Origin of the sequence: Kribbella flavida DSM 17836 (genome assembly GCF_000024345.1) — a bacterium.
Lineage (GTDB): Bacteria > Actinomycetota > Actinomycetes > Propionibacteriales > Kribbellaceae > Kribbella > Kribbella flavida.
Genome location: NC_013729.1, coordinates 3,901,157 through 3,921,419 on the forward strand (window position 1 = coordinate 3,901,157; position 20,263 = coordinate 3,921,419).

20 protein-coding genes are annotated in these 20,263 nt (G+C 71.2%); 8 read left to right on the plus strand and 12 right to left on the minus strand.

Annotated features, from left to right (window positions below; translation table 11 throughout):
- Window positions 1–14: 14 nt before the first annotated feature.
- Complete coding sequence (locus KFLA_RS18015; protein WP_012921241.1) at window positions 15–902, plus strand: GNAT family N-acetyltransferase; 888 nt, start codon at window positions 15–17, stop codon at window positions 900–902.
- Here the strand turns inward: KFLA_RS18015 and KFLA_RS18020 are convergent.
- The 3 genes from KFLA_RS18020 to KFLA_RS37100 all read right to left on the minus strand — a co-directional run bounded on the left by KFLA_RS18020 (window position 895) and on the right by KFLA_RS37100 (window position 3,339).
- The gene (locus KFLA_RS18020) at window positions 895–1,422 is read right to left on the minus strand and encodes a TrmH family RNA methyltransferase (RefSeq protein ID WP_012921242.1); all 528 of its coding nucleotides are present in this window, start codon (window positions 1,420–1,422) and stop codon (window positions 895–897) included. The genes KFLA_RS18015 and KFLA_RS18020 overlap by 8 nt on opposite strands.
- Before the next feature lie 143 nt (window positions 1,423–1,565).
- Entirely contained in the window at window positions 1,566–2,258 is a 693-nt protein-coding gene (locus tag KFLA_RS38350; RefSeq protein ID WP_049797369.1) for a leukotriene A4 hydrolase C-terminal domain-containing protein, read from the minus strand.
- Complete coding sequence (locus KFLA_RS37100) at window positions 2,176–3,339, minus strand: M1 family aminopeptidase/hydrolase (protein WP_049797370.1); 1,164 nt, start codon at window positions 3,337–3,339, stop codon at window positions 2,176–2,178. The genes KFLA_RS38350 and KFLA_RS37100 overlap by 83 nt, the downstream gene beginning before the upstream one ends.
- A gap of 218 nt (window positions 3,340–3,557) precedes the next feature.
- Between KFLA_RS37100 and KFLA_RS18030 the strand changes: the two genes are divergently transcribed.
- Entirely contained in the window at window positions 3,558–5,135 is a 1,578-nt protein-coding gene (locus KFLA_RS18030; protein WP_012921243.1) for an adenylate/guanylate cyclase domain-containing protein, read from the plus strand.
- Window positions 5,136–5,179: 44 nt separating this feature from the next.
- Here KFLA_RS18030 and KFLA_RS18035 read toward each other — a convergent pair whose 3' ends face one another.
- Genes KFLA_RS18035 through KFLA_RS18045 form a run of 3 tightly spaced genes read right to left on the minus strand, consistent with a single transcriptional unit; the run spans window position 5,180 to window position 8,383 of the window.
- On the minus strand, window positions 5,180–5,929 hold the full coding sequence (locus KFLA_RS18035) for an SDR family NAD(P)-dependent oxidoreductase (protein ID WP_012921244.1): 750 nt from the start codon (window positions 5,927–5,929) through the stop codon (window positions 5,180–5,182).
- Window positions 5,930–5,983: 54 nt separating this feature from the next.
- The gene (locus tag KFLA_RS18040; protein ID WP_012921245.1) at window positions 5,984–6,772 is read right to left on the minus strand and encodes a GNAT family N-acetyltransferase; all 789 of its coding nucleotides are present in this window, start codon (window positions 6,770–6,772) and stop codon (window positions 5,984–5,986) included.
- 21 nt (window positions 6,773–6,793) lie between these two features.
- Window positions 6,794–8,383: an SDR family oxidoreductase gene (locus KFLA_RS18045; RefSeq protein WP_012921246.1), complete on the minus strand. Its 1,590-nt coding sequence runs from the start codon at window positions 8,381–8,383 to the stop codon at window positions 6,794–6,796.
- 99 nt (window positions 8,384–8,482) lie between these two features.
- Between KFLA_RS18045 and KFLA_RS18050 the strand changes: the two genes are divergently transcribed.
- A complete protein-coding gene (locus tag KFLA_RS18050) occupies window positions 8,483–9,316 on the plus strand; it encodes an ArsR/SmtB family transcription factor (RefSeq protein WP_237706532.1) in 834 nt (277 codons plus the stop codon).
- A 3-nt stretch (window positions 9,317–9,319) separates the two neighbouring features.
- Window positions 9,320–9,631 carry a hypothetical protein gene (locus KFLA_RS18055; protein ID WP_012921248.1) on the plus strand — a complete coding sequence of 104 codons (312 nt, stop codon included), beginning with the start codon at window positions 9,320–9,322 and terminating at the stop codon, window positions 9,629–9,631.
- Between the two features lie 35 nt (window positions 9,632–9,666).
- Here the strand turns inward: KFLA_RS18055 and KFLA_RS18060 are convergent, their stop codons facing one another.
- The 3 genes from KFLA_RS18060 to KFLA_RS18070 all read right to left on the minus strand — a co-directional run bounded on the left by KFLA_RS18060 (window position 9,667) and on the right by KFLA_RS18070 (window position 13,749).
- The gene (locus tag KFLA_RS18060) at window positions 9,667–11,787 is read right to left on the minus strand and encodes a RecQ family ATP-dependent DNA helicase (protein ID WP_012921249.1); all 2,121 of its coding nucleotides are present in this window, start codon (window positions 11,785–11,787) and stop codon (window positions 9,667–9,669) included.
- A gap of 89 nt (window positions 11,788–11,876) precedes the next feature.
- The gene (gene soxR, locus KFLA_RS18065; protein WP_012921250.1) at window positions 11,877–12,404 is read right to left on the minus strand and encodes a redox-sensitive transcriptional activator SoxR; all 528 of its coding nucleotides are present in this window, start codon (window positions 12,402–12,404) and stop codon (window positions 11,877–11,879) included.
- Between the two features lie 70 nt (window positions 12,405–12,474).
- The gene (locus KFLA_RS18070; RefSeq protein WP_237706533.1) at window positions 12,475–13,749 is read right to left on the minus strand and encodes an MFS transporter; all 1,275 of its coding nucleotides are present in this window, start codon (window positions 13,747–13,749) and stop codon (window positions 12,475–12,477) included.
- 70 nt (window positions 13,750–13,819) lie between these two features.
- Between KFLA_RS18070 and KFLA_RS18075 the strand changes: the two genes are divergently transcribed.
- Window positions 13,820–14,794, plus strand: a complete 975-nt coding sequence (locus KFLA_RS18075) for a GlxA family transcriptional regulator (protein ID WP_012921252.1) — start codon at window positions 13,820–13,822, stop codon at window positions 14,792–14,794.
- On the opposite strand, the gene KFLA_RS18080 is transcribed toward KFLA_RS18075, so the two are convergent.
- Window positions 14,791–15,918, minus strand: coding sequence for a M24 family metallopeptidase (locus KFLA_RS18080; RefSeq protein ID WP_012921253.1), 1,128 nt, complete (start codon window positions 15,916–15,918; stop codon window positions 14,791–14,793). The genes KFLA_RS18075 and KFLA_RS18080 overlap by 4 nt on opposite strands.
- A 109-nt stretch (window positions 15,919–16,027) precedes the next feature.
- On the opposite strand from KFLA_RS18080, the gene KFLA_RS18085 reads away from it, so the two are divergent.
- The 3 genes from KFLA_RS18085 to KFLA_RS18095 are packed head-to-tail and all read left to right on the plus strand — an operon-like array spanning window position 16,028 to window position 19,345.
- Entirely contained in the window at window positions 16,028–16,831 is an 804-nt protein-coding gene (locus tag KFLA_RS18085; protein ID WP_012921254.1) for an alpha/beta fold hydrolase, read from the plus strand.
- Between the two features lie 10 nt (window positions 16,832–16,841).
- Complete coding sequence (locus KFLA_RS18090; RefSeq protein ID WP_012921255.1) at window positions 16,842–17,717, plus strand: SDR family NAD(P)-dependent oxidoreductase; 876 nt, start codon at window positions 16,842–16,844, stop codon at window positions 17,715–17,717.
- Complete coding sequence (locus KFLA_RS18095) at window positions 17,714–19,345, plus strand: AMP-binding protein (RefSeq protein WP_237706534.1); 1,632 nt, start codon at window positions 17,714–17,716, stop codon at window positions 19,343–19,345. The genes KFLA_RS18090 and KFLA_RS18095 overlap by 4 nt, the downstream gene beginning before the upstream one ends.
- Before the next feature lies 1 nt (window position 19,346).
- On the opposite strand, the gene KFLA_RS39535 is transcribed toward KFLA_RS18095, so the two are convergent.
- Both KFLA_RS39535 and KFLA_RS39540 read right to left on the minus strand, forming a co-directional pair.
- Window positions 19,347–19,859 carry a serine hydrolase gene (locus KFLA_RS39535; protein WP_049797371.1) on the minus strand — a complete coding sequence of 171 codons (513 nt, stop codon included), beginning with the start codon at window positions 19,857–19,859 and terminating at the stop codon, window positions 19,347–19,349.
- Window positions 19,792–20,205 (minus strand): serine hydrolase, encoded by a 414-nt coding sequence (locus tag KFLA_RS39540; protein WP_148256667.1) that lies wholly within the window; start codon window positions 20,203–20,205, stop codon window positions 19,792–19,794. Before KFLA_RS39540 ends, KFLA_RS39535 begins: the two co-directional genes overlap by 68 nt.
- Window positions 20,206–20,263 lie beyond the last annotated feature (58 nt).

Genomic DNA, 20,263 nt, shown 5'->3' on the forward strand with positions numbered 1-20,263 from the left:
GATACGTTGACGCCTTGTCCATCACGATCACGCCGTTGACCGATCCCGACTACCGCCCGTTCAGCCGGCGCATCGCCTGGGTCGCGTCCGGGCCCGGCGACCACCCGCTCGGTACGGCGTACCTGCGGCTCAACAGCAAGCCGACGCAGCAGCATCTCGCCGAGCTGGAGATCGCGGTGCACCCGGCCGAACGCCGTCAGGGCGTCGGCACGGGTCTGCTCGCCGCCGCCGTGCGAGGTGCCCGCGAGAACGAGGCCACGACTGTGCTGGCCGACGCGGCGGCCGGTTCACCCGGCGACCACTTCCTCGCCGTACGGGGGTTCACCGTCGGGCTGGAGCTGGTCTACACGCGGCTGTCGCTGGCCGAGATCGACAGCGCCGTACTGCGTGACGTGCTGGCCCGGCCGTACACCGGGTACCGGCTGACGTCGTGGGTCGGCCCGCCGCCGGACGAGCTGCTCGAGTCGTTCACCCACGCTCGCGCCGCGATGAACGACGCGCCGACGGGCGACATCTCGTACGGGCCGGAGAGCTGGGACGTCGAGCGCACCAAGTACGTCGCCGACGTGGTTGCCCAGCGCGGCGATCACTTGGAGACCGTCGCGGCAGTCGACCCGGCCGGCGACGTGGTGGCGTTCACCGAGCTCGTCGTACCGGGTGACCGTACCGGCGACGCCCAGCACTACGGCACGGCGGTCTTGTCCGGCCACCGCGGCCACGGACTGGCTCGCTGGGTCAAGGCCGAGCAGGTCCGCCAGACCATGGTCCGCCACCCGGACCTCGCGGGCCTGCTCACCGACACCGCCGCCACCAATCACGCGATGCGCCAGGTGAACACCGATCTCGGCTACCAAGAAATCCACCGCATCCACCGGCACCACCTCAGCCTGACGTCTACATGAGCCCGGCCAGCCGATAGAGCACCAGCGACCCGGCCACGGCAACGTTGAGGCTGGCCCCCGTGCCGATCATGGGAATCTCCACCACCAGGTCCAGCTCGTCCAGCGCCTCCGGCGGGATGCCCGTTCGCTCATGTCCCAGCACAGCGACCGTCCGGTGGCGGGCAGGCGGCAGATCCGCCAGCCGCACGGCCTCCTCGGCCAGCTCGATGCCGAGCACGGTGGTGTCGTCGCGCTTGCGCTGGTCGGCCAGCCACTGCACCGGGTTGTGGCCGGTCCAGTGCACGCAGGCGCGGCGGCGCAGCGTGTTGCCGCGGGCCAGCGCCTCGGGAACCCACGGCAGCTTCGGCACCGCCAGACAGGCGCCGGTGGCGTCACAGGTGCGCAGCAGAGTGCCGAGGTTCACGTCGTGCATCGGCCACAGCGGCGCGACCAGCAGATGGTCCCAGCAGGTGTGCGAGCGGCGTCGGCGTTGCCGGCGCAGGTCCTTCGGGGTGCGGGTCCGCACCTGCGGCCCGCTCATCGCCGGACGGGAACAGTCCTCCCGGAAGTCTTCATCGTTGCGGGTGCTTCGCGGCGCACCCCGGCCATCGACGGCGGCGTCGTGGACGCCGGTAGCTGGATCGAGGACCAGGGTAGGCCGAATGCGGGGCACGGGCCAAGGAGTCAGATCGTGGCGAGCACCTTCTCGACGGCAGCCGTGGTGATCGGGTGGTAGCCGGGGCGGGCGGTCGCGAAGACCTGGGTGGCGAAGGCTCGGCCGGCTTCGGTCCGGCTGAGCGCACGATAGACCGGCAGGACAAGCTTCATCCGGCCCACCCGGGTCAGGAACGTGGCCAGCTCGTCGTACGCCGGGGTGTAGGCGCTGGCGGCAACGATCGAGTACCAGCGGCGGGCGATCTCGCCGTTCGCCGTACCGGTCAGGCCGAACTCACGATCCAGCTGCCGCAGCTGATCCACGCTCAGCACGTCGGGAGCGGGTTCGAGGAAGCGCAGCCACTCCTGCGTCGTCCAACTCTTCCCACCCGCCGGCACCTCGCCGGTGGCCAGCCAGGTGTCCCTGAGCCGGTCGACGACCTGGAAGCGGGCCGACACCGCGCGCTCGGCGAACTCCGGAATGCCCGGCGCGTCCAGCCAGGCACCCACCTCGTCCGCCGTCACGACACCGGGCAGGACGCCCAGCAGCCGTTCCTGCAGGTACGCCACGAAATCAGCGGAGTTGATGCTGCGGAACGCGAACCGGTCGAAGTACTCCCGCAGGAACGGGTCGAACACCTCACGCCCGAACCGCCCTTCCAGCCAGGACAGGAACCAGCAGCCCTTCAGCGGCCCCAGCCCGGTCGTGCCGCGGTACTTCACCGCCGTGGTTCAGTCCAGGCAGCTCGACGGCCAGCTCGGCCGGCGTGAGTGGGTCCAGCGTCGCCGTCGAGTGCTGCTTGATCGCGGTCTCCATCACCGCCAGCTCGGTCCCGTAGACCGCCTCGACGATCCGGTTCTCGACGTACGACGTGAAGCCCTCGTTCAGCCAGATGTCGTCCCAGCTGTCCTGGGTGACCAGGTTGCCGGACCAGCTGTGCGCCAGCTCGTGCGCGACCACGCTCACCAGCGACTTGTCGCCGATCACCACCGTCGGGGTCGCGAACGTCATCCGCGGGTTCTCCATCCCGCCGTACGGGAACGAGGGCGGCAGCACGAGGATGTCGTAGCGGCCCCACCGGTACGGGCCGAACAGTGCCTCGGTGACCAGCATCATCTGCTCGGTATCGGCGAACTCGGTCGCCGCCCGCTTCGCCATCTCCGGCTCGGCCCACACCCCGGAGCGCTCACCGATCGGCTCGAACACCAGGTCTCCCGCAGCGATGGCCAGCAGGTACGACGGAATCGGCTCCGGCATCACCACGTCGTACGAGCCCGTACGGCGTGACGTGGTGCCGTTGTCGGCGCTCATCAGCACCATCAGCTCGGGCGGAGCGGTCACGTGCGCGGCATAGCTGAACCGGACACCGGGAGTGTCCTGCACCGGCACCCAGCTGCGCGCGTGGATCGCCTGCGACTGGCTGAACATGAACGGCAGCACTCCACCCGCCGTCATCTCCGGCTCCAGCCACTGCAGACCGGTGGCGGTCGGAGCGGTCCGGTAGCTGATCCGCACCTGCTCGTGCGCAGCGGTCCGAATGGTCAGGGCGGAGCCGAGTTCCTCATCCGGGTAGCCGAGGCTGTGCTCCAGCGGCTCCCAACCAACTCCGGTCGAGCCCTCGACCGAGAGCACGGTCAGGTCGCGCGTGTCGAGCACCAGCCGGTCGCCCGGCCCGCTCCAGGCCAGTGTGTGGGTCGCGGTGCCGGCCAGCACCTTCGCGGTGAAGTCGAGGTCGAGCTCCAGCGCGAGATGGGTGGTGCGGACCAGACCCGGTTCGGCGTAGGAGTGGCGGTCGTGGGTCACAGAGGGCTCCTGAAGCAGGGAATCGTTCGCCGTGGCGGTGCTGCGCGGACGGCCGTCCGCACGACATTACCCAGCCGGCTGCCCGCAACGCGGCCGATTAGAGCCACGGGCAGCACCGTGCCAAACCGCCCCCTGCGCTCGCGAGCCGGCTGGCTCGGGCGCGCCGAGAGGTGCGGGTGAGTGGTTGTGGAAGGCACTGACCTAGGACACTGGTCGCCATGGTGCCGGAGAGTCGTCCTGAGCTGGTGCTGCAGCGCAGACCGTTCGGGTCCTGGTTGCTGGGCCCTGCCGATCAAAGCCCGCGGATGCTGCGGGTGCGGGCCCAGATCCTGCTGACCTTTTTCTCCATCGGCACGAACGTGATCGGTGCCCTGGTGGTGTTCGTGCTGGCCGTCTGGGTGCTGCCCGGGCCGGCGAGCACCGACGGCTCGGCGACCACCGACGGGCTGGCGCCGGTGCGCTGGATCGCGTTCCCGGCGTACTTCGTGCTCGCGCTGCTGGTCGGCGCGGTCTGGAGCACGCGGTTCGCGCTGCGGGTGACCAACTGGGTGTTGGAGGAACGGCCGGCCACCCGGAAGGAGCAGATCGCCACCCTGCAGCTGCCGCTGCGGCTGACCATGATCCAGGTCCTGCTCTGGCTGCTGGCGACGATCGTCTTCACCGCGCTCACTCTCGTTCTGGAACCAGAGAGCGTTCTCCGCGTTCTGGTCACCACCCTGGACGGCGGCGTCGTCACCTGCGCCGCGTCGTACCTGTTCGCCGAGTTCGCGCTGCGCCCGATCGCCGCTCGCGCGCTCGCCGACCAGGCACCGCCGCGCCGGCTGCTGGCTGCCGGGCTGAAAGCGCGCACCGTGTTCTTCTGGGCGGCCGGCTCGGCGGTCCCGGTGCTCGGGCTGATGCTGACCGCCGTGATCGCGCTGATCGAGGGCGACGTCTCCGCGACCCGGCTGTCGGTGATCATTCTCGTGCTGGGCGGCATCGTGCTGGTCTGCGGCTGGATCCTGACCCTGCTCTCCGCCAGGTCGGTCGTCGCCCCGGTCCGATCGGTACGGAACGCGCTCACCGTGATCGGCGGCGGCGACCTGGACGTCAGCATCCCGGTCTTCGACGGCACCGAGCTGGGTTCGCTGCAGTCCGGCTTCAACCAGATGGCGGCCGGGCTGCGCGAACGCGAGCGGATCCGCGACCTGTTCGGCCGGTACGTCGGGGCGGACGTGGTGCGCGAGGCGTTGACCAGTGACGCCCTCGGCGGTGAGGAGAGGTTCACGGCCGTGCTGTTCGTGGACCTGGTCGGCTCCACCGAACTGGCGGCGACCCGGGCGCCGGCCGAGGTGGTGCAGCTGCTCAACCGGTTCTTCGGCATCGTCGTCGACGAGGTCGACCGCAACGGCGGCTTCGTGAACAAGTTCGCCGGGGACGCGGTGCTGGCGGTCTTCGGGGCGCCGACCGAGCTGCCGGACGCGGCAGGGAGCGCTCTCCGCACCGGGCGCACGCTGGCCCGCCGGCTCGCCGAGGAGTTGCCCGAGGCAACCGCCGGGATCGGGGTGACAGCCGGCATCGTCGTGGCCGGTACCGTCGGTGACGTCCGCCGGCACGAGTACACCGTCATCGGCGACCCGGTCAACGAGGCGGCCCGGCTGACCGAGCTCGCCAAGGTCACCCCCGCCCGCCTGGTCGCCTCGATGACCGCCGTCGACCAGGCAGCCCGGACCGAAGCCACCCACTGGCACCCCGGCGAGGACGTCACCGTCCGAGGCCGCCCCACCCCCACCCGCCTGGCCCACCCCACCGACTGAACGACTGGCGACCAGTCACCTCGACGTCGCGGGGCTGCTCGGGTTCAGCGGCCGCCGGCGACGTCGAGCATGGAGGCGGTCAGGTAGGAGGCCCGGTCGGAGGCGGCGAAGACGATCAAGGCGGCGACCTCCTCGGCCGTGCCGGGGCGGCCGAGGGGCGGGGTGGCGCCGAGGCGGTCGAGCCGGCCGGGCTCGTGGATGTCGGTCTCGATCAGGCCGGGGCGGATGCCGAGGACGCGGATGCCTTCCTTGGCGACCTCGTTGGCCAGGCCGACGGTCATCGTGTCGACGGCGGCCTTGCTGGCGGCGTAGTCGACGTACTCGTTGGCGGAGCCGAGCACCGCGCCACGCGAGGAGACGTTGACGATCACCCCGCCCGCGCCGCCGTGAGCGGTGGACATCCGGCGTACGGCGGCACCGGCGACCAGGAACGCGCCGATGGCATTGATGCGGAACACCCGCTCCAGCCGCTGCACGTCGTACTGGTCGACCCGGGCGGCCGGCGAGACCACGCCGGCGTTGTTGATCACCGCGCCGATCGGGCCGAGCTCGGCTCCGACCGTCTCGAAGAGGCGCTCGATGTCCGCGGCTTCGGCGACGTCGGCCTGAACAGCGACGGCCCGGCGGCCGAGAGCCTCGCACTTCGCGACCACCTGGGCGGCCTCGTCCGCGCGGGTGCGGTAGCTGATGCCGACGTCCCAGCCGTCCTCGGCCAGGCCGATCGCGGTGGCAGCTCCGATCCCCCGGCTTCCACCCGTCACCAGCGCGACCCCGCGCGCATCAGCAGCAGTCATGCCCCTACCCTTTCACGCCCGCGGACCGTCTCGGCGGGACCTGCAAGAGCGCGCTCACGGAGCCGGCCGGGTGAGCTGGACCTGCTGCTCGGTGTCCTCGAAGCCGAGCGCGCGGTAGAGACCGATCGCCAGGTACTCCGGATCGGCCACCATCACCAGCGTCTCGGCCCCGAGCGCCGTCAGCCCGTACGTCGACGCGCGGTGGACCAGCGTGCTCGCGATCCCGCGGCTGCGGTCGTCGGGGTGCGTCTGCACGTTCTGGAACCGCGCCACCCCGGACCCGTCCGTGACCAGCCCGAGCGACGCCTGCAACCGGTCCCCGTCGAACGCGCCGAACCACTGGCCGTGCCCGTCCTGCACCAACCGCCGTTCCGCCGCGACCTTGCGCCGGTTGAACTGCTCGTACCCCTCGATCTCCATCGGCGAGCAGGCCAGCGTCAGCCCGACCAGCTGCTCCCAGTCGTCGTCGCGGTCGAGGAACCGGTACGCCGAGGTCGTGTTCGGCCGTGCGGGAGGCAGCACCGCCTGCGCGGTCATCACCGTGCTCCGCTCGATCTCGAACCCCGCCTCGCGCAGCTCGTTGTCGGCGCCGACCACCCCGTCCACCGAGTCGATGCCGAAGGCAACATGGCGGGCCTCGGGGAACGCTGTCTCGAAGGTTTCCAGGCGGCGGCTCAGGTCACCCGGCGCGAACGGCGACCGGAAGAGCAGGTAGTTGCCCCACCAGAACGTCGGGTTGGCCGGCGTCCGGACCACCACGTGGTCGCCGGCATCGGTCAGCTCGCTGCCGCTCAGCCGAAGCAGCAGCAGGTCGGTCCGGTAGCCCAGGCTCTTGATCTGCACGTCTCCATCGTCGGCACCGCGTCAAGGCGATTTCCGTCCGCCCGGGGCCGGCTCCGCCGAGGGCTGCCCGGCCGAGGGCTGTCCCGGCGAGGGCTGCTCCGCCGCCTGGGCGACGTTGCGCTGCATGCCGCCGAACACGATGCCGTGGAACGGCTTGATCGCCCACCAGTACAGCTGGCCCGGCAACCCGCGAGGGTGGAAGAGCGCTCTCTGCCGGAAGACCGTGCGGCCCTCGTCGTCCTCGTCCACGATCAGCTCCAGCCAGGCGAGCCCGGGCAGCCGCATCTCCGCGCGCAGCCGCAGCAGCCTCGGCTCCACCAGCTCCTCGACCCGCCACCAGTCGAGCGGATCGCCCACCGACAGGTCCCGCGGATTGCGCCGGCCACGCCGCAGCCCCGGCCCGCCGAAGAGCCGGTCGAGCAGTCCCCGAGCCCACCAGCCCAGCCGCCACGAGTACCAGCCGTTGCCGCCGCCGATGCCCTCGATCACGGTCCAGAGCCGTTCCGGACTCGCCGCGACCACGCTCTCCCGTTCGTCGACGAACAAGGAGCCGCCGGCCCAGTCCGGATCACTCGGCAGCGGGTCACTGGGCGCACCCGGCATCGCCGCCGAGGCCCAACTGGTGGTGACATCGAGTTCCTGCACCCGCTTCAGCGCCAGCTCGACGGCCTGGTCGAAGCCGATCAGCCCCGGCGCCGGATCAGGCACGTACTCCGCGATGTCGTGCTCCTTGCAGATCACCTCGTGGATCAGACTGTCGACCAGCGGCCGGGCGATGCTGTTCGGCACCGGCGTGACCAGGCCGACCCAGTGGCTGGACAGCGACGGAGTGAGCAGCGGCAGCGTGACGATTCGCCGCGGCTTGAGGCCGGCGAGGTGGGCGTACCGCTGCATCATGTCGCGGTAGGTGAGCACGTCCGGTCCGCCGATGTCGAAGCCGCGGTTGACCTCGGTCGGCATCGACGCGCTGCCGACCAGGTAGTGCAGCACGTCCCGTACGGCGATCGGCTGGATCCGGGTGGCGAGCCAGCGCGGCGTCACCATCACCGGCAGCCGATCGGTCAGGTACCGCAGCATCTCGAACGACGCGGAGCCCGACCCGAGAATCACCGCCGCCCGCAGCACGGTCGTCGGAACGCCCGAGGCGAGCAGGATCTCTCCCACCTCGCGCCGCGACCCCAGGTGCGGCGACAGTTCCTCGCCGTCGGGATAAAGGCCGCCGAGGTAGACGATCCGTCCGACGCCCGCCCGGCGGGCAGCCGCTCCGAACGTCCGCGCGGTGTGCCGGTCACGCGCCTCGAACTTCTTGCCGGTACCGAGCGCGTGGATCAGGTAGAACGCGACGTCGACGCCTTCGAGCGCGGCCTGCACCTGGTACCGCTCGCCGGCGTCGGCCTCGACGATCTCGACCTCGTCGTACCAGTCGCGGTCCTCCAGCCGGCGGGGATTGCGCGCCATCGCGCGGACCCGGTAACCCGCCGTCAGCAACTCCGGCACCAGCCGTCCTCCGATGTAGCCGGTCACCCCGGTGACGAGCGCGAGTTTCTGACCGGGGTCGGCCTTGGGTTGCGCGGAGCGGGAGGGCCCGGTGGCGGGCGGCGGTGGGGTCACCCCTCAGCGGTGCCCGTTCGCGCCGAGATCATGCCGACCTCGGCCTTTGACAGGCAGCCGCGCGGCTGCCTATTGTCATTCATGCAGCCACACGGTTGCATGATCAGGATGGACAGCGCGATGGACGACGTGTTCCGGGCTCTCGCAGATCCGAGTCGCCGGCGCCTGCTGGACGGGCTCAACGAACGCAACGGACAGACCCTGCGCGAGCTGTGCGCAGGCCTGGAGATGACCCGTCAGTCGGTCAGCAAGCACCTGGCCGTGCTGGAGGCCGCGAACCTCGTCACCACCGTCCGGCGCGGCCGGGAGAAGTTGCACCACCTCAACGCCGAGCCGATCAACGCCATCGCCGACCGCTGGATCACCCGGTACGACCGTCGGCGGGTCCAGCTGTTCGCCGACCTCAAGAGCGCATTGGAGCACAGCAGCATGAGCGACAACGACTTCGTCTACACCACCTACATCCGGACGACGCCCGAGCGGTTGTGGCAGGCGCTGACCGATCCGGAGTTCACCCAGCAGTACTGGGGAGTGCAGCACGAGACCGACTGGCGGGTCGGCTCACCGATCACCTGGCGGATGGGCGACGTGACGATGGCCGGCGAGGGCCAAAGAGTGCTGGAGCACGATCCGTACCGGCGACTCGCCTACACCTGGCACGTGATCACACCGGAGTTCGCGAAGGCTGTCGAGCTCAGCGACGAGGACTTCGCAGCCACCAGTGCGGAGCCGCTGTCGCAGGTGAGCTTCGACCTGGAACCGGTGGGCGAGCAGGTGAAGCTGACGGTGATCCACACCGGTTTCGAGCCCGGCAGCAAGCTCCGCGCGATGATCGACGAGGGCTGGCCCCAGCTGCTGTCCGACCTCAAGTCCCTCCTGGAGGCCAAGCCCGAACCGCAGACTGACGGTTTCCCGGTCGACCCGAAGCACTGAGCCGTGACCGACCGACCTGAGATCGTCTGCATCTGCGGCTCAACCCGGTTCGCGGTCGAGATGGATGCGGCGAACCGTGATCTGACCTTCGCAGGCGTCATCGTCGTCGCGCCGGGCGTCTTCCCGCGCGCCGACGATCACGAGATCACCGACGAGCAGAAGACCGCGCTGGGCGCCCTCCACCTGCGCAAGATCGACCTGGCTGACCGGGTCCTGGTCGTCAACCCCGGCGGGTACCTCGGCGAGTCCACGCGCAAGGAGATCGCCTATGCCCACGCCACCGGCAAGCCGATCTCGTTCACCGATCCCGGCTGACCAGGAGCCGCTTCGTGGTGCGGGCGGACCCCGACTTACGGCCTTCGGTGGATCAGCAGCGGCAGGACGGCGGCGGCGCCGGCCTCGCGGAGCTTGGCGGCGGCGACGGTGATCGGCCACTGCGAGGACGACGCGTCGACCACCAGCAGGACCGACCGGCCTGCGACCGCCTGCGCCGTCGCTCCTTCCACCTCGATCGCATCGCGCCAGACCTTCGCTTCCTCGGCCGACGACAGGTCGTCGCGGAAGCCGGCCGGATTCACCGCCAGCTCGGTCCGGTCCAGGCGGCCGATCTCCGCGAGGTGGTCCGCGACCGAGGTGGTGAGCTCCCGGTGGCCGGCCGCCGCCAGCGGCACCACGACCTCGGGCCGTCGCGACCACGCGTCCTTCCAGCGGGACAGCGCCGCGACACACCCCGCCTTCAACGCGTCCAGAGCGGCCGGGTCCGGCGCATCGCCGCCGAACGTCGCCCGGAGCACCTCGCGCCACTCCGGCGCGTCGGCGTACACGATCGTGCGGCCCGGGTCGGCCAGCAGCGCGGGCGGGATCTTGCCCTTGGCACCGAACGCACCGCCGGGCCACATCTTCCGCGGCTCCAGCACGTGCGTCTCCCCGCGCAGCAACCGGGTGATCGCCTGCACGGTCTCCGCGTCCGGGCGGGCCGTCAGCGGCTCCGGCAGCAGCCCGAGACACACCGAGCAGCGTCCGCACGGTTCGGCCGTCGGGTCGTCCAGCGACTCCTGGAGAAGTTGCATCAGGCAACGCTCGCCGCGGGTGTAGGCGCGCATGATGTCGGCCTCCCGGCGGCGTACCGCGACGATGCCGTCGTAGTGCTCGGCGTCGAAGCTCCACTCGGCCTCCGTCCGCAGCCAGCCGCGCTCGACCCGCTCGACCGCGCCGTCCACGGCCAGCTGCTTCAGCATCAGCTCCACCCGGCCGCGGCGCAGCCCGGTCTCGGCCTCCAACGACGGCACGGTCGCGGGCTGGTCCGGCCCGTACACCGCGAGCCCGGCGAGCAGCCGGTTCACCTGCTCCGGCACCGGGATCGTCGCGGTCGCGAAGTAGTCCCACACCCCCGCGTCGGCGTCCGACGGCAGCAGCGCGACGACCGCGTGGTCGATGCCTCGGCCCGCACGGCCGACCTGCTGGTAGTACGACACCGGCGACGGCGGCGACCCCACATGCACGACGAATCCGAGGTCGGGCTTGTCGTACCCCATGCCGAGCGCGGAGGTCGCGACCAGTGCCTTCAGCCGGTTCTCCCGGAGCGCGTCCTCCAGGCTCTCCCGCTCCCCCGCCTCCAGTCCACCCGTGTACGCCGCGACCGGCGTCGTCGGTCCGTGCACCTCCTGGATCGCGGCGGCCAGGCGCTGCGCGTCGGACACGGTCAGCGTGTAGACGATGCCCGAGCCCGGCAGCTTCGGCAGGTGGTCGACCACCCAGGCGAAGCGGTCCAGCGGCGACAGCGCGTCGACCACGGCCAGCTGCAGGCTCGAGCGCGCGAGCGGTCCGCGCAGCACGAGGGTCGAGGCGCCGAGCTGGTGAGCCACGTCGTCGGTCACGCGGGCGTTGGCCGTCGCTGTCGTCGCGAGGACCGGGGTCTGCGGATTCAGCTTCTGCAGTACGTCGGACACGCGGCGGTAGTCCGGCCGGAAGTCGTGACCCCAGTCCGAGACCGCGTGCGCCTCGTCGATCACCAGCAGGCCGATCTGGCCGGCCAGTCCGTCGAGCACGCGACGGCCGAAGCCCGGGTTGGCGAGGCGCTCCGGGGAGACGAGCAGCACGTCGATCGCGCCGGTGCGCAGATCGTTCTCGATCGAGGACCACTCGTCGACGTTCGACGAGTTCAGGGTGGCGCCCCGGAGCCCGGCGCGGGCCGCGGCGGCGACCTGGTCGCGCATCAGCGAGAGCAACGGCGAGACGACCAGCGTCGGGCCGGCGCCCTCGGAGCGGCGGATCGCGGTCGCGGCCCAGTAGACCGCGGACTTGCCCCAACCGGTCGCCTGGACGACGAGGACGCGCGCGTTCGGCTCGCAGAGCGCGGCGACCGCCGTCTCCTGGTCGTCCCGCAGCCGGGCGCCCTCGCCCGCGATCGCGTGAATCACTCGCGCGGCGGTTGTGGCCCGGTCGTCCGACAGTTTCAGCGCATCACCCATGTCGACGACCCTAGACCGCCGCACCCCCACTGCGCCGACGGCGACGCCCGAGCTGTGGAAAACCGGCCGACGGCTCGGCGAAGCAGCAGTCAGGCGCTGGCCTGGCAGACGCCGTCGGGCGAGGCGCCGTTCGGCGGGGTACAGGACTCACCCGGGTGGCACGGCTGACCCGACGTGTCGAGCAACCGCCGGGGTCCGGCTCCGGCTGCCGCAAGTGCGTCGTACGGGTTGGCCAGGCCGCAGCGGTCGAGGGACAGGCAGCCGCAGCCGACGCAGTCCTTGAAGTCGTCGCGGAGCTGCTCGAGTTGCACGATCCGCCGGTCCAGCTCGGCCTGCCAGCACTCGGAGATGCGCTCCCAGTCCTGCCGCGTGGGCGTGCGGTTGTCCGGCAGCAGCGCGAGGATCGCCGCCACCTCGGCGAGCGGGATGCCGACCCGCTGCGCGATCCGGATCAGCGCCACCCGCCGCAAGGTGTCGCGCTTGTACCGCCGCTGGTTGCCCGAGGTGCGGCGGCTGACGATCAGGTTCTGGCGCTCGTAGAAGTGCAGCGCCGAGATCGCGACGCCGCTGCGCTCGGACAGCTGCCCGACGGTCAGCTCACCCGGTTCGATGTCCACGCCCGCTCCTTACCTCAACCATGGTCGAGGCTAGCGGAGAACCGGCTCCCGGCTCCAGCGGGTCCGTCCCTCAGACCGCCGGTTCCAGCCGGCGCCCGATGCTCGCCGACATCAGCGCCGCCGCCGCGCACAGCCCACCGGCCAGGTACCAGGCCAGGTTGTAGTCGCCCTGTGCGTCCCGGATCGCTCCCGCGCCGGTGGCCGCGATCGCCGCCCCGACCTGGTGGGAGGCGAACACCCAGCCGAACACGATCGGCCCGTCCACCCCGAACCACTCGCGGCACAGCGCGACCGTCGGCGGCACCGTCGCCACCCAGTCCAGGCCGTAGAAGATGATGAACACCCAGACACTCGGCTGCGCGGTCGGCCCGAGCAGCGACGGCAGCACCAGCAACGACAGCCCGCGCAGCGAGTAGTACGCGATCAGCAGGAAGCGCGGGTCCCACCGGTCCGTCAGCCAGCCCGAGATGATCGTTCCGCCGACGTCGAAGACACCGACGAGCGCCAGCAGCGACGCCGCCGTGGTCACCGGCATGCCGTGGTCGTGCGCGGCGGTGACGAAGTGCGTGCCGACCAGTCCGTTCGTCGAGGCGCCGCAGATCGCGAAGCCGCCCGCGAGCAGCCAGAACGCCGGCCGCCGCGCCGCCGTTCGAAGAGCCGTCAACGCCCGCAGCGCGCTGCTCCCGGTCGCAACGACCCGCTGGCCGGCCGTACTCCCCTCCGGCGCCCCGTACGCCGTCAGTCCCACGTCACTCGGGTAGTCGCGCAGGAACAGCAGCACCAGCGGCACCACCGCAAGCGCGGCCGCCGCAGCCACCAGCGCCGGCACCCGCCACCCGTACGACGTGGCCAGCATCGCGATGAGCGGCAGGAACACCAGTTGGCCGGTCGCGCCCGCGGCAGTCAGCAGCCCGGTGACCAGACCGCGGCGGCGGACGAACCAGCGGCCGGTGATCGTCGCCACGAACGCCAGCGACATCGACCCGGTGCCGATGCCGACCAGAAACCCCCAGCACAGCAGCAGTTGCCAGGACGACGACATGAACACGGTCAGCCCGCTGCCGAGCGCGATCAGCACCAGCGCGCCGCTGACCACCTTCCGCAGACCGAGCCGGTCCATCAGCGCGGCCGCGAACGGCGAGATCAGCCCGTAGAGCAGCAGGTTGATCGAGATCGCGGCCGAGATCGTGGCGTGCGACCAGCCGAACTCCTCGTGCAGCGGGTCGAGCAGCACGCTGGGCACCGAGCGGAATCCAGCGGCACCGATCAGGGTGACGAAGCCGACAGCGGCGACGGCCCAGGCGCGGTGCAGCCCGACCGTCTTCTTCTCCAGGATCTCGGTCACCCAGCGAGTGTGCAGGACCCGGCACCACCGAAACAGTGGCCTGATTGCCACCATGTGACAAGATCTGGCCATGGCCGTTTCCAGCATTCCGCACCGCGTCGCCGTCCTGGCTCTCGAACCGGTGGTCGGCTTCGACCTGACCATCCCGTCGACCGTGCTCGGCGCCGCGCGCCGGGCCGACGGCAAGCCGCTGTACGACGTCCGGGTGTGCGGTGTCCGGCCGGAACCGGTCCGGTCCAGCGCGGGCTACACGCTCGTTCCCGACCACGGCGCCGAGGCGCTCGCGTGGGCGGACACCGTGATCATCCCGGGCACGTACATCCCCCAGCCGCGGCGCGAGGGCACCCTGCCGGCCGACGTCGCCCAGGCGCTCGCGCTGATCCGTCCAGGGACCAGGATGGCCTCGATCTGCACGGGCGCGTTCGTGCTGGCCGCGGCCGGTCTGCTGGACGGTCGGCCGGCCACCACGCACTGGTGTCGCGCTGCGTTGTTCCGGGACCTCTATCCTCAGGTCAAGCTCGACGAGGACCTGCTGTTCATCGACGACGGCGACGTGATCACCTCGGCCGGTCTGGCCGCGGGCGTCGACCTCTGCCTGCACCTGATCCGCAGCGACTTCGGCAGCGAGGCCGCGAACCGCGCCGCGCGGCACTGCGTCGTGCCGCCGTGGCGTGACGGCGGCCAGTCGCAATTCATCGAGCGCGTCGTACCGGACGAGGGCTCCGACGGCACCGCGCCGACCCGGGCGTGGGCACTGGACCGGCTCGGCGAGGAGCTCACCCTGGGCGCGATGGCGTCCTATGCGCGGATGAGCGTGCGCACCTTCAGCCGTCGCTTCAAGGCCGAGACCGGCCAGTCCCCCGGCACCTGGCTGCTCCAGCAGCGGGTCCGGCACGCCTGCCAACTGCTGGAGACGACCGATCTGTCCGTGGACCGGGTCGCCCAGGTCGCCGGACTTGGCACCGCCGCCTCGCTGCGCCATCACCTGCGCAACGACCTGGGCGTCTCGCCGCTCGCCTACCGCAAGACCTTCCGAGCCACTTAGACGACGGCCAGGTCGTGCGGGCGCTGGTTGACCGACTCCACGCCGTCGTCGGTGACGATGACGATGTCCTCGATCCGCGCGCCCCACCGCCCGGGCTGGTAGATGCCGGGCTCGACGCTGAACGCCATGCCCGGCTCCAGCACGAGTTCGTTGCCCGCGACAACGTACGGCTCCTCGTGCACGTCGAGGCCGATGCCGTGACCGGTCCGGTGGATGAAGTACTGCCCGAACCCGGCCTGCTCGATCACCTCACGGGCGGCCCGGTCGATGGACTCGGCCGTGACTCCGGGCCGCACGGCGGTGACCGCCGCCTGCTGCGCTTCCTGCAGTACGGCGTACGTCGCGGCCACGTCCGGGTCCCGCGGCTCGCCGACCGCGTAGGTCCGGGTGGAGTCGGAGTTGTAGCCGGAGTCCAGTGGTCCCCCGATGTCGACCACGACCACGTCGCCGGTCTCGATCACCCGGTCGGACACGTCGTGGTGCGGGCTGGCGCCGTTCGGCCCGGAGCCGACGATCACGAAGTCCGCCACCACGTGCCCTTCCTCGACGATCGCCGCCGCGAGGTCCGCGCCGACCTCCGCCTCGGTGCGGCCGGCCCGGAGAAACTCGGGAACGCGGGCGTGCACCCGGTCGATCGCTGCGCCGGCCGCGCGGAGTTCCGCGATCTCGGTCGCGTCCTTGCGCATCCGCAGCTCCCGGACGATCGGACCGGCCAGCACCTGCTCGGCCGCCGGCAGCGCGTCACGCAACGCCAGCACGTGCAGGGCGGGAGCGAAGTCGCTGACCGCCACCCGCTCGGGCCTGCCCAGCCGGTCGGCGACCAGGGCGTACGCGTTGTCGCCGTCGACCCAGGTAAGCACTTCCACGCCCAGCTCGGCCAGCGGCACATCGGCGTACCCGGGACCCTCGAGCTTCGGTACGACGAGCGCGGGCACGCCGTCGGCCGGCAGCACCAGCGCGGTGAGCCGCTCGAACGAACCGCCGCCCTGGCCGAGCAGGTACCGCAGGTCGGAACCGGGCGCGATCACCAGCCCGGTCCCGGCAGCGACCTCGCGGGCACGGTCCAGGCGGGCGCGAAGAACGGCAGGCGCGGGAGCGTTCTGGTGCAGAGAGCGTCGTGACATGCAACCGACTCTAGGTCAGCGCCGCCGTCGGACCGGCTTCGCCGTCGCCGCGCCGGAACTGTCCCCGCCGCCTGTTAGAACTGCAGCCCGTCGATCTCAGGAGGCCGCGATGACCCTTCACCACCTCAGCTGCGGCGAGGGCGTGCCGGTACTGGCCGTGCACGGCTGGACCCCCGACCACCGCCTGATGAGCGGATGCCTGGAGCCGGTCTTCACCGATCTGCCCGGCTACCGGCGGATCTACCCTGATCTACCGGGCATGGGCCGCAGCCCGGCGGGATCGATCGACAGCTCCGACGGGATGCTCGACGCGCTGCTGTCTTTCGTGGACGACGAAATCGGCACCGAGCCGTTCCTCCTGCTGGGCGAGTCGTACGGCGGCTACCTCGCGCGCGGTCTGGTGGCCCGCCGGCCGGAGCAGGTGCTGGGTCTCGGGCTGATCTGCCCGATCGGGGTGGCCGTCGAGCACGCCGAGCGCACGGTGCCCGACCACGTCGTCCTGCGATCCGATGCGTCGTTGCTGGACGGGTTGACCGAGCAGGTCGCGGCCGACTTCACCGAGATCACCGTCGTCCAGACCGCGGAGACTCTGCGCGCCTTCCTCGACGACGTGCTGCCCGGGCTGGAGCTGGCCGACACCGAGGCGATGGGCAGGATCCGCCAGAACTGGACGCTGACGACGCCGCCGGAGAGCGGTCCGGCGTACGAGCGGCCGACGCTGATCCTGTGCGGACGCCAGGACTCCTCCACCGGGTACGAGGACCAGTGGCCGCTGCTGCCGCACTACCCGCGCGCGACGTACGCCGTCCTGGACGCGGCCGGGCACAACTTGCAGATCGAGCAGCCGGAGCTGTTCGCGGTTCTGCTGCGCGACTGGCTGCGCAGGGTATCGCTGGAATCTACCAGCCGGTAATGTCGGTGCCATGGACAAACGCCCGCCGGGATGGCCACTGCTCGTCGCGCTGGTCAACGGCTGCGGCGGGGTCACCGACGACCGGCTCACGACGGCCGTCCGGGACAAGGTCGTCCTGGTCACCGGGGCGTCGTACGGGATCGGCGAGGCGACGGCCAAGCGGTTGGCCGCGGCCGGTGCGACCGTGCTGCTGGTGGCGCGCACGGCCGCTCAGTTGCAGGCTGTCGCGACGGAGATCCGTACGGCGGGCGGCCGGGCGCGGGTCCACCCGGCGAACTTGGCCGATCCGGCCGCGATCGAGCGGCTGGTCACCGAGGTGCTCAGGGATCACGGCGGTGTCGACGTGCTGGTCAGCAACGCCGGGAAGTCGATCCGGCGGTCGGTCGCAGACTCGTACCAGCGGTTCCACGACATCGAGCGGACGAACTCGGTCAACTACCTGGGCCCGGCCAAGCTCGTGCTCGAACTGCTGCCGTCGATGCGCGAGCGCCGGACGGGGCACATCGTGAACGTGTCGACCGCCGGGGTGCGCACGCCGCCGCTGGCCAGGTGGTCGGCGTACCTGGCGTCCAAGAGCGCGTTCGACGTGTGGTTGCGGTGCATCTCGCAGGAGCTGCGGCACGACGGGGTGACGACGTCGACGGTGTACATGGGGTTGGTGCACACGCGGATGAGCGAGCCGACGCCGTTGCTGAACAGGATGCCGGGGCTGACCCCGGAGCAGGCGGCCGACCAGGTCTGCCGCGCGGTCGCAGACCGGCCGAACAACATCACACCGCCGTTCGTGCGGCCGGCCGAGGCGCTGGGCAACCTCCTGCGGGTGCCGACGGACCGCCTGTTCGAGGCGTACTTCCGGCGCACGTCGACGCGGAAGCCACCGTCGTGAGGCCGCCGGTCCGGCCGATCGGGCCTTGGCGACCGCCGGAGGCGCTGGTGCGGGGTGCGGTCGAGGTAGGCGGGGTGTCGGCGGCGTTGATCCGGTCCGGGGTCTGGCGGTCGGTCGGTCCGGGGCGGCTGCCCGGGATCGAGCGGGCGCTGCGGCGCTGGGGCCAGTCGATGGCCGCGCTCGGGGCGATCGCAGCGATCCGCTTCCCCGACCGGGCGGGGGTGATCGACGAGCAGGGCCGGCTGACCTACCGCGAGCTGGATCGCTGGGTCGCCGGGATCGCGGCCGGCCTGCGGGCGGAGTACGGGATCGTTGCCGGGGGCAAGGTCGCGGTGCTGTGCCGGAACCACCGGTACTTCCTGGCCGCGACGCTGGCGGCGTCCCGGCTGGGCGCGGACGTGCTGTTCGTGAACACCGAGTTCGCGCGGCCGCAGCTGGCCGCCGTACTGGACAAGCACCGGCCGGACCTGCTGGTGCACGACGAGGAGTTCGCCGTCGACTTCGACGTGCCGCGGGTCGTGGCGTGGAGCGATGGCGAGAGCGGGCTCGACGCGCTGGCCGCGCCCGACGCTCCGGAGCCGCCGCCTCCGGATCGGCCGGGGCACATCACGATCCTCACCTCCGGCACCACCGGTACGCCGAAGGCCGCGCCGCGCGCTCCGACCGCGCTCGGGCTCGCCGGGCTGACGGTGACCGCTCTGCAACGCTTCGGCCTGCGTGCGGGTGAGCCGATGGTGATCTGCCCGCCGCTCTTCCACGGTCTCGGACTGCTGAACTCGATGCTCGCGCTGTTCCTCGGCTCACCCCTCGTGCTCACCCGCCGGTACGACGCCACGGCGGTGCTCGCCGCCGTCGCCGCGAACCGGGCCGGCTCGGTGATCGCCGTACCGGTGATGCTGCAACGCATGCTCGACATCCCCGCGGACGAGGTCGCGCAGCACGACCTGACGTCGCTGCGGTCCGTCGTGTCCGGCGCTTCCGCGTTGCCGCCGACGCTGGCCGGGCAGTTCATCGCACGGTTCGGCCCGGTGCTGTGCGACGCGTACGGGTCGAGCGAGATCGGCATCGCCACCATCGCGTCGTCCGCGGATCTGCTCGAAGCGCCGGGAACCGTCGGCCGGCCGTGTCTCGGCAGCTCCATCCGCATCCTCGACCCCGACAACCGCCCGCTGCCGGCCGGCCGGACCGGGCGAATCTTCGCCGGCGGCGGACTGGTCTTCGGCGGCTACTCCGACGGCACCAGCAAAGTCGTGGTCGACGGCCGGATGAGCACCGGCGACCTCGGTCATCTGGACACCACCGGCCGGCTGTTCGTCGACGGCCGCGAGGACGACATGATCGTCTCCGGCGGCGAGAACGTGTATCCCGCCGAGGTCGAGCACTGCCTGCTCGCCCACCCGGCCGTCGAGGACGCCGCCGCCGTCGGCGTACCGGACGAGCAGTTCGGCCAGCGCCTGATCGCGTACGTCGTGCTTCGCACACCGACGCCGGCCATCGCCGACGACCTCATCGACCACGTCCGCAGGAACCTCGCCCGCTTCAAGGCACCCCGCGAGATCGTGGTCGTCGACAGCCTCCCTCGCACCGCCACCGGCAAGGTCCTCAAGCGCGACCTGCCCCAGCCTTGATTCACCGGAAAACGTCTCCGAGCAAGGCGTAGGTCTCGGGAGGCGCACCGTGGGCGCACGCCAACGACAGCGTCAGCTGCCGCGCTGCGTCACCGGAGTGATAGCTCCACGTGCGATAGCCGAAGATCCCGCCGGAGTGTCCCCAGACCGTCAGATCAGGCAGTTCCAGCCGGCTGACACCGCAACCGCCACGGTGATAGGCAGCGTCCGTTGGCACTGTCGACTGCAGCGTTTCGAGCTCTGCCGGGCTGAGCAGCACACCGGTGAGAAGCGCGGCGTAGAAGCGGTTGAGATCCGCTGCGGTCGACACGATCGCACCTGCTGCCCAGGCCTGGGATGGGTCGAAGTTGGTGATGTCCACGAGCTCGCCGTTGACCGGCAGGTAGCCGCGGGCGTGCGGCTCGGGTAGCTCCATCTCACCGTTGGGGAGGTAGGTCTGACGCAGCTCAAGCGGAGCGAGGATGCGCTGCTGCAGCTCCGTCCCGTACGACTGACGGGCGGCTGCCTCGATCACGAGGCCGAACAGGATGTTGAATGCCGCTCGTGTGGTTCAGGAGCTGGCCAAGGGTGATTTCGTCCCCATCCGGCACCAGGCCGGGCAGCCATCGATCGATCGGGTCGTCCACCGAGAGAACGCCCTCACCGACCAACTGCAGCACGACGGTCGCGGTGAAGGTCTTGGTGACGCTCCCGATCCGGAAGTGGCCCGCCGGGTCGACCTGACGTCCGGTGCCCAGTTCGGCCACTCCGCTCGACCCGTACCAGCAGCCGTCCTGGTCGCGGTAGTGCAGCAGGGCTCCGGCGGCGCCGGCCGCGATGAGCTCGTCGAGCACGTGCTGGAGATGCTCGGTGACCGGCATCAGCACACTCTGCCGCAGATCCGAGCAGATGACAGCTCCGAGGCGGGCTGGTGGCTGG